Annotated in this window: 3 protein-coding genes; 1 reads left to right on the top strand and 2 read right to left on the bottom strand. The window is 50.0% G+C overall.

What is annotated here, in order from left to right; all coding sequences use genetic code 11:
• A partial coding sequence (locus EN935_RS41000) for a class I SAM-dependent methyltransferase (RefSeq protein ID WP_164771463.1) occupies window positions 1-591 on the top strand: 591 nt, incomplete at its 5' end.
• Window positions 592-622: 31 nt separating this feature from the next.
• Here the strand turns inward: EN935_RS41000 and EN935_RS30360 are convergent.
• A complete protein-coding gene (locus EN935_RS30360) occupies window positions 623-1351 on the bottom strand; it encodes a class I SAM-dependent methyltransferase (protein WP_127262777.1) in 729 nt (242 codons plus the stop codon).
• An 82-nt stretch (window positions 1352-1433) separates the two neighbouring features.
• Window positions 1434-2665, bottom strand: a 1232-nt coding sequence (locus EN935_RS30355; protein ID WP_348629919.1) for a hypothetical protein, incomplete at its 5' end; no start/stop codon positions are given.

Here is a 2665-nt window from a genome sequence, read left to right as displayed (position 1 = left end):
AAACATACCATCGTCGCCGCGGCTCTTTGCGATCCGCAAAACGAGCTATTTATAAAAGAAGGTGCCTTCAACGTCATCCAATCTCATTCGGTTCTGCACCACGTGCTGGATTACCGGGCGGCCATTAAATCATTATATCAGAAACTAGCGACGCCAGGGGTGCTGATCTTTACTGAACCTTGCCTGGAAAGTTATATGTTCTTATGTCTGACGCTGAAGCTGTTCAGACGCTCAGTCAAATTGCCAGACGATGTACTCCTCCAGATTGATCTGCTTACACAATATGTGGAACAGAGGAGCGGCGCCCTACGCGAAGATATGGCTTTTCTTTCGACATTCGGAACCGGCGACAAATATCTATTCTCCGCCTATGATCTCTTTGCCCTCTCACTTCAGACGGGCGGGAAACTCTATATCCAACGCGACACAAGAAACCCAAAAGAAAACTTGAAATTCGAACTGGAAATCCGAGGTGCTGACCGAGAGACGCTCACCGAGTTTGACAGATTTCTGAGTGATCTTCTGCCTGTTGGTCTCGAGAATTCCTATTTTTGCGACCTCCGGCAGGTTTTCTGCCTGATAAAATTATGAATTGAGAGAAATAGCGCCGACATAGCCTAGTCTAACTTAAGACAAGAACCTTTGATCCGGCCATGGCTGTAAAAATTTTCGACCTATCTTGAGCTGCCGTCTCGGCTACACGCTTGCCGATACCGTCGAATGGCGACCGGTTGTTGGCTTGCTCCAGGACTGAGGTGTAAGTGCTCGCCATCGATTTCCGACACAATAATAGCTTGTTCGGTAAGTAGCAGAATGGGACTATTGATTTATGATCTTTGAGGTATTCGAATATCGCCTCGGTGACGCCTAAGCAAAGGCAATTTAAGAAGTCATCTGCGGAAATAATCCCTTGATCCGACAAAATCTCATCACAAAGCCTCAAGTCACTAAGCACGTCCGATTTTTCATGTGAGCCGTCGATGCTGATGAAGCGAGCGGCCCCATCGAGACGACCCAAAATATCAGCAGCCGAAACATCGACAGACTTGCCTTGAATGAGTTGCACGCGATCGGAATTCGCGCCGTTGCGGCCAAGTAGGTCCAAGACCTGATTTTGCGGCACCGCTTCGAATGTATCGACGCCGACGATCGCCTCGCCCGTTGCGTTCGCCGATTGCAGTAGGACGGACAAGTATTTTCCACAGAAAACACCGATCTCGAACAAACCGCCGCGCACGCCGTTGGTAATTTGCCACTCCAGCAGGTCCATGCTCCTTATGGCGGTGTACGGGACTAACCAACCTTGAATGGGATCGACGACTGTTTTCAGAAAAACAGAATGTTCTTGCACAGTACCTCCTTTGCCCCAATCAGGCGGGGGCCACCATGAGATCGCTCAATCGTCATACCTATCCGGCTGCGAGACCAAAGCCTCATCGCGATGGCCGTATTTTCCTTACAATACGTTGAATGACCAAACGACATCCACCCTCCTGATAGACAACGGCAAGATGAATCTTAAGTCGTTCCAGCCGGCGGTAGAATTTCTTCAAATCCAGACTGCTTTGCTTAAGTGGCCTGATATCTCGTGATCGGCGCTCATCGAGCCGTTTGAAAAATCGCGCCCAGTCATGGGAAACGTGTGACACGTCATAGCGAGCCCTTACATGCTCGAAGGCGTTGTTCGCTAGGATCGTCCGCTTGTCGGGTCGCTCGATAAGAGCGGCAAGCGCGTCGAACCAAGACGACTGGGCACCATCCACCAATAAGCCGCAGACTGAGTTTTCCACAACATCGCTATAGGGTGGAATATTGGAATAAATCCCAGCAACATGGCACGCACCATACTCACGATACTTGTTGTCGGTCTTGCTGCGATTAGCCTCATGGTCCATCAGGGGAGCTAGACCTATCGCCCAATTTCTCGTGGCTTGAAATTTAATGTAAGCGTTGTAGTCGCCGGTATGTGGAAAAAAGCGGACACGCGGTCCAATCGAAACACCCTTTGGAAGAACGCCAGCGAACTCGAATATCGTTTTTGGGTATTTCTCCAGGATCAACTCGATAACCGGCGATATCAAATCTAGATCGTCAATGCGTGAGGGACTTCCGGCAAAGCCGATCCGGATTTCGTCTGTAGAGGACGGCTGCACACCGTCAATAAGGGAAAAATCGAAAAACGTCGGCAGAACAGCGGTGCGAGCATTGAAACTTGATACGAACCTGCACAGTTCGCTGGAGTTAACGATCACGGCATCCGCATGGGAGATCGCAAATTCCAGGGACTTTCTGATGATCGGGTGCCGGTAGTATGTCGCAAGCGGAGTGTGTCCAACGATGCGCCAGAAGTTGTCATCAATGTAATAAGCGTATGACCTATTTGCGTCGACCAGCAATTGCGCCCACGGTAGAACCAAAGGGTCTGCGCATCGTACAAACATAGGAATGGTATCTGGCGTGATATCGCCAATTTGAAGCTTGCCTAGCAACTGAACGCGGTGGCCAACGCCATGCACTCCGCAGGCTTTCATAATTTGCTCAAGCAAATGAGTGGTGGCGATTTCCGCCTCAATTACCATCAGTATGTTAACCATGCCGGACATGCAGAAGTCATTTCGGTTAGAGCCTGCGGTTTGCCGTGCCGCAGTTGCGTGCTGCTTATTCG

This window comes from Mesorhizobium sp. M7D.F.Ca.US.004.03.1.1 (assembly GCF_003998635.1).
Classification (GTDB): domain Bacteria; phylum Pseudomonadota; class Alphaproteobacteria; order Rhizobiales; family Rhizobiaceae; genus Mesorhizobium; species Mesorhizobium loti.
Note: the sequence above shows the minus strand (reverse complement) of the source record. Positions and strands in the feature narration are given on the sequence as shown.